This window comes from Longivirga aurantiaca (genome assembly GCF_042660085.1).
Lineage (GTDB): Bacteria > Actinomycetota > Actinomycetes > S36-B12 > CAIYMF01 > Longivirga > Longivirga aurantiaca.
Map to the genome: position 1 here is coordinate 1 of NZ_JBHSTI010000063.1, position 5,882 is coordinate 5,882.

Below are 5,882 nucleotides of genomic sequence, written 5' to 3' on the forward strand. Positions count from 1 at the left end.
GGGCCTCGGTCGTGCGGTCGGCGTCCGACCTGCCCGGCGCGATGATGGCGTCGTTCGCGTACGGCGACACCGCGCTCATCGAGCGGTTCGTCACCGGCACCGAGGTGGCGGTCTCGGTGGTCGACGACGGCAGCGGCCCCCGCGCCCTCCCCGTGGTGGAGATCGTGCCGGACGGCGGCTTCTACGACTACGGCGCGCGCTACACCGCCGGGGCGACCGAGTTCTTCGTGCCCGCGCGGCTCTCGGACGACGTGCTCGCCGCCTGCGCCGACGCGGCGACCACGGTGCACACCACCCTCGGGCTGCGGCACTGGTCGCGCGTCGACCTGATCGTCGACTCCGAGGGCACGCCGTGGTTCCTGGAGGTGAACGTCGCCCCCGGCATGACCGAGACCTCGACGTACCCCCAGGCCGTGGCGGCAGCCGGCCTCGACCTCGGCGAGCTGGTGGCCGGTCTCGTGAAGCAGGCGGTCGAGGGCTGATTCCCCTTGCGCTTCTAGGGGTTTCGGCGGTAACTAGCCGCGGTCGATGATGTCGACGATGCGGCGGAGGTCGTCGAGGGTCGCGAACTCGATCGACACCTTGCCCTTGCTCTTGCCGGCCTCGACCTTCACCCGGGTCTCGAGGCGGTCCGACAGCCGGCTCGCGATGTCGTCCAGGCCCGGCATCGACGGCGTGCGCGGGCGCGAGACGCGCACCCGCTCGCGGCCGTCGGCCTCGCCGACCGCCACGATCTCCTCGACCGAGCGCACCGACAGGCCCTCGGCCACGATGCGGGTGGCGAGGCGGTCCATGGCGTCGGTGTCGTCGAGGGCCAGCAGGGCGCGGGCGTGGCCGGCCGAGAGGACACCCGCGGCGACGCGGCGCTGCACGGGTGCGGGCAGGCGCAGCAGGCGCAGCGTGTTGCTCACCTGCGGACGGCTGCGGCCGATGCGGGCGGCGAGCTCCTCCTGCGTGCAGCCGAAGTCGTCGAGCAGCTGCTGGTAGGCCGCGGCCTCCTCGAGCGCGTTGAGCTGGGCGCGGTGGAGGTTCTCGAGCAGGGCGTCGCGCAGGAGCACGTCGTCCGCGGTCTCGCGGATGATCGCCGGGATGCGCTCGAGGCCGGCGAGGCGGCTCGCGCGCCAGCGGCGCTCGCCCGCCACGAGCTCGAACGGCACGGCCGAGTCGGGGCCGGCCGGGCGGACGACGACCGGCTGCAGCAGGCCGATCTCCTTGATCGAGAAGACGAGCTCGGAGAGCGCCTCCTCCTCGAACACCTCGCGCGGCTGGCGCGGGTTGGGCGTGATGTCGTCGAGCGGGATCTCGGCGTACCGGACCCCCGCGACGTCCTGCAGCGAGGAGTCGTCCGCCGGCACGGGGGCGGCGGAGAAGAAGGCGTCGACCGGGTGCGGGTCGGTGGCGTTGGCGGCCACCTGCACGGCGGGCACGGGCGGGGCGTCGCGCGAGCCGGTGAGGTCGGCGGCGTCGGTGCCCTCGGGCGATCCTGCCTCCGGCTTGGGCGCGCTGGGGATGAGCGCCCCGAGCCCACGACCGAGCCCACGTCGCTGGTTCACCCTGCCGCTCCCTTCCTCGCCGTGCCTCCGGTGCGTGACCCTACCTGCCGACACCGACCGCGCCCGCGCTGCGGGTGGTCGGCCGCTGCTGCGGTGCTATCTGGCTTCAGGCGCCGCAGAAGCTGGTGCTGGGGACCCGTACCCGCCTCCAGGCAGCACCTGGCGGGCCAGTTCGCGAGCCGCCTCGAGGTAGGAGAGCGCCCCGCTGCTGCCCGGGTCGTAGGTCATGACCGTCTGCCCGTACGACGGCGCCTCGGACACGCGCACCGAGCGCGGGATGGCCGTGCGCAGGACGCGCTCGCCGAAGTGGCTGCGCACCTCCTCGGCCACCTGGGCGGCCAGGCGGGTGCGGGCGTCGTACATCGTGAGCAGGATCGTCGAGACGTGCAGCGTGGGGTTGAGCTCCTCGGTGACGAGGCCGACCGTGCGCAGCAGCTGGCCCAGGCCCTCGAGCGCGTAGTACTCGCACTGGATGGGGATCAGCACCTCGTCGGCGCAGACGAGCGCGTTGAGGGTGAGCAGGCCGAGGCTGGGCGGGCAGTCGATGAGCACGTAGTCGAGCCGGCCGTGCGCCTGCTCGTGCACCCCGATGTACGCCGCGACTGCCTTGCGCAGCTTGTGCTCGCGGGCCACGGACGACACGAGCTCGATCTCGGCGCCGGCGAGGTCGAGGGTGGCTGGAGCGCACCAGAGGCCGTCGTGGTCGACGACAGGCACGACCACCTCGACGAGGGGGCGGCCCTCGATGAGCACGTCATAGATGCTCGGGATCTCGGCGTGGTGCTCGACCGACAGCGCGGTGGACGCGTTGCCCTGGGGGTCGAGGTCGATCACGAGCACCTCGAGGCCCTGCAGGGCGAGGGCTGCCGCCAGGTTGACCGTGGACGTCGTCTTGCCGACGCCGCCCTTCTGGTTGGCCACGGTGAGCACGCGCGGGCGCGGCGGCTTGGGGAGGTCCTCGCCGAACCTGCGGTGCTTCACGGCCACGGCCACCTCGGCCGCCCGGGCGAGCGGGGTGTCGAAGATGGATTCCTCGGCGTCGGCGGGCGTCTGCACCTCAGCCTCAGCCTGGGGCTCGACCGAACCCTCGACCTCGGCCGTCGCGAGGGGCTGCTCGGTGCTCATGCGGGCCCCTCCTTCCGGGTGTCGGTGTCGGTCGTGCGATCCGCAGTCTGGTGGGGAGCGGGGTCCGGGGGCCAACCCAGGCCGCTGGGGCTCGTGCGCGGGGCGGCCAGCGGCCACCCGAGCCCGGGCGCCGCACCGGTCGGTGCTGCGCTGCTGGAGGGCGTGCTCATCGCGATCCCTTCCGCCGTCCGGCGGTCATCCGGACCACCCGCACCACGGTGGTGGGCGGGTCGACCACGCCGGCGCCGCAGGTGAGCACTTCGGCATTGCCGCCGCCCACCTTCTCCAGCGCCACCAGGGAGGCTGCGACCTCCTCGGCCGCCCCCTCCCCCTTGAGCGCCAGCAGGACTCCCCCTGCCCGGGCGTGCGGGAGGGTCCAGCCGGCGAGCCGATCCAGGGGCGCCACCGCACGGGCGGTGACGACATCGACCGACAGGCTGACGTCCTCGGCGCGGCCGCGCAGCACCTCCACCCGGCCGGCGAGGCCGAGAGCCTCGACCGCCTCGGAGAGGAACGTCGCGCGCCGCAGGAGCGGCTCGACGAGCACCACGGAGAGGTCCGGGCGCACCAGCGCGAGCGGGAGGCCGGGCAGGCCTGCCCCCGACCCGACGTCGGCCACGCTCGATCCCTGGGGCACGAGCTCCTCGAGCACCGCGCAGTTCGCCACGTGCCGGCTCCACAGCCGCGCGGTCTCGCGCGGGCCGATGAGGCCGCGCACCACGCCGTCACCGGCGAGGAGGTCGGCGTACGCCGCCAGCCCCGCGGCCGCAGCCGGGTAGCGCTCCGCCAGCCGGGCCTGCACCTCACGGTCGGCCGGCTCACGGGAGTCCTCCCCCGGATGCACGTCGGTCACGGTGTCGTCGGCCTGCTCAGGCCGACGGCAGGACGACGACGTAGCGGTGGGGCTCGACGCCCTCGGACTCGCTGGTGAGGCCCGCGGCGGCGACAGCGTCGTGGACGACCTTGCGCTCGAAGGGGCTCATCGGCTCGAGGCGCACGGCCTCGCCGCTCTCCTTCGCACGGGCGGACGCCTCGCTGCCGAGCGCGGTGAGCTGCTCGCGGCGGGCAGCGCGGTGGCCGGCCACGTCGAGCATGAGGCGCGAGCGCTCGCCGGTCTCGCGGGTGACCGCGAGGCGGGTGAGCTCCTGGAGGGCATCGAGGACCTTGCCGTCCTGGCCGACGAGGTGCTCGATGTCGCCCCCGACGATGCTCACGAGGGCACGGTCGCCCTCGACGTCCATGTCGATGTCGCCGTCGAGATCGGCGATGTCGAGCAGGCCCTCGAGGTAGTCGGCGGCGATGTCACCCTCGCGCTCGAGGGCGTTGGCCTTTGTTTCACGGGAAACGGGGGCCTCGGTGGTGGTGTCGGTCGTGTCGCTCATGAGTCGTCTTTCTGGCTCGGGTGCCCGGGGCACCGGACGATCAGGTGCGGGGCGCACCTCGGGTTCGGGTGTTTCACGGGAAACCTGGAGACGCAGCCCTCAGGGCGGCGTGTTTCACGGGAAACGGTCAGGCGGTCGGTTCTGGCTCAGGCGTGCCGGGCTCGCGCGGGGTGTCGCCCGTGCTCGACTGGCCCTGCTGCCCCGGCTGGCCGGCCTGCCCTGGCTGCTTCTTCTGCCGGGTGCTGCGGGTCTGCTTCTTGGGCTGCTGGCGCGGAGCGGGGGGAGCGACGGTCGGGGGCGGCGGGGCCTCGGGGTCGACGCCGCCGTTCTTCTTGGCGCGCTTGGCCGCCTCGCGCCTCTCCCAGGCCTCGTACGCCGGGGTGTCGGGCTGCGGGTTGTTGCGGATCACGTAGAACTGCTGGCCCATCGACCACAGGTTCGTGGTGAGCCAGTAGATGAGGACGCCGACGGGGAAGTTGATGCCCGTGACGGCGAAGATCACCGGGAAGACGTACAGCAGGATCTTCTGCTGCTGCACCATCGGGTTGTCCTTGGCGCTGTTCTTCACGATCAGCTGGCGCTGGGTGAGGAACGTCGTGATCGTCATGAGGATGATGAGGACCGCGGTCAGGATGCGCGTCGCGGTCGGGTTGGGCGTCTCGTCCGCACCCATGAAATAGGCGTAGATGGGGACGCCGAAGAGCTCGGCGTTCTGCGCCTGCTCCACGAGCTCAGGGGTGAGCACACCCTTGGCCTGGCCCATGGCGATGCCCTGCAGCACCTGGAACAGCGCGAAGAAGATGGGCGCCTGGGCCAGGATCGGCAGGCACGACGACAGCGGGTTGGTGCCCGTGTCCTTGTAGAGCGCCATCATCTCCTGGCTCTGGCGCTCGCGGTCGCCCGCGTACTTGGCCTGGATCTCCTTGATCTTCGGCTGCAGCAGCTGCATGTTGCGCTGGCTCTTGATCTGCCGGACGAACAGCGGGATCAGGAGGATGCGGATCACGATCACGAGGCCGACGATCGCGAAGGCCCAGGCCCAGCCCGAGCTCTCACCGAAGATCAGGCCCGTGACCTTGTGGAACTGGACGAGGACCCAGCTGACGGCGTACTCGAGCCAGTTGAGGGGATTCCAGTTCACGCGGCACTCCGGTCGGTGGTGGGGTCGCCAGGCGTGCCGGCGCTAGGGGGGTTCGGGGGAGCGATCTCGCTCGGAAGGTCGTCCCGGCTGGTGAGCGGGACGTAGGGCTCGGGCTTCCAGGCGCCCTTCGCGGGAACGTGGTCGACGCCGCCGGGGTTCCACGGGTGGCAGCGGCAGAGCCGGGAGGTCGCGAGCACCGTGCCCTTGGTGGCACCGTGCACCCGGATCGCCTCGAGGGCGTACGACGAGCACGAGGGGTAGAACCGGCAGCGCTGCCCGAGCATCGGGCTGATGAGACGTCGGTAGCCGACGATCAGACCGGTGAGCAGCAGGCCGAGGGCCCGGCCGACGGTCGCGCCGAGGAACCGGCGTACCGCAGAGACGGCAGCGGTCATGGGGCAGCACCCGCAGCTGCGGTCTCCGAGCGCAGGGACGCCTTGCGCAGCGCGCTGGCCAGCGCTCCGTCGAGATCGACGGCGAGCTCGACCGAGGTGGCGCGGGCGGAGTCGGGCAGCGCCCGCACGACCACGCTCGACCCGACCGGGAGGTCGCCGAGGCGGGGGGCCATGAGGTGCCGGAGCTTGCGGGCGACGGCGTGGCGCACGACGGAGCCGCCGACGGCCTTGCTCACGACGAATCCCGCCCGCGGGCTCTGCCCGGGGCGGGATGAAGGGGCGGTGT

At 72.6% G+C, this 5,882-nt stretch carries 8 protein-coding genes; 1 reads left to right on the forward strand and 7 read right to left on the reverse strand.

Annotation, left to right across the window (positions count from 1 at the left end; translation table 11 throughout):
* The coding region (locus ACFQGU_RS17670; RefSeq protein ID WP_449280331.1) for a D-alanine--D-alanine ligase family protein at positions 1-482 on the forward strand (482 nt) is incomplete at its 5' end.
* 33 nt (positions 483-515) lie between these two features.
* Here ACFQGU_RS17670 and ACFQGU_RS17675 read toward each other — a convergent pair.
* The 7 genes from ACFQGU_RS17675 to ACFQGU_RS17705 form a co-directional block, all read right to left on the reverse strand.
* Positions 516-1,553 carry a ParB/RepB/Spo0J family partition protein gene (locus ACFQGU_RS17675; RefSeq protein WP_386769016.1) on the reverse strand — a complete coding sequence of 346 codons (1,038 nt, stop codon included), beginning with the start codon at positions 1,551-1,553 and terminating at the stop codon, positions 516-518.
* 96 nt (positions 1,554-1,649) lie between these two features.
* Positions 1,650-2,579 (reverse strand): ParA family protein, encoded by a 930-nt coding sequence (locus ACFQGU_RS17680; RefSeq protein ID WP_386769021.1) that lies wholly within the window; start codon positions 2,577-2,579, stop codon positions 1,650-1,652.
* Positions 2,580-2,844: 265 nt separating this feature from the next.
* Entirely contained in the window at positions 2,845-3,480 is a 636-nt protein-coding gene (gene rsmG / locus ACFQGU_RS17685) for a 16S rRNA (guanine(527)-N(7))-methyltransferase RsmG (protein ID WP_386769022.1), read from the reverse strand.
* Between the two features lie 67 nt (positions 3,481-3,547).
* Positions 3,548-4,060: a Jag family protein gene (locus ACFQGU_RS17690; RefSeq protein ID WP_386769017.1), complete on the reverse strand. Its 513-nt coding sequence runs from the start codon at positions 4,058-4,060 to the stop codon at positions 3,548-3,550.
* Between the two features lie 127 nt (positions 4,061-4,187).
* Positions 4,188-5,201, reverse strand: a complete 1,014-nt coding sequence (gene yidC, locus ACFQGU_RS17695; RefSeq protein WP_386769018.1) for a membrane protein insertase YidC — start codon at positions 5,199-5,201, stop codon at positions 4,188-4,190.
* On the reverse strand, positions 5,198-5,596 hold the full coding sequence (gene yidD, locus ACFQGU_RS17700; RefSeq protein WP_386769019.1) for a membrane protein insertion efficiency factor YidD: 399 nt from the start codon (positions 5,594-5,596) through the stop codon (positions 5,198-5,200). Before yidD ends, yidC begins: the two co-directional genes overlap by 4 nt.
* Positions 5,593-5,882 (reverse strand): ribonuclease P protein component (locus tag ACFQGU_RS17705; RefSeq protein ID WP_386769020.1); only part of this gene is annotated, 290 nt, incomplete at its 5' end. The genes ACFQGU_RS17705 and yidD, both read right to left, overlap by 4 nt.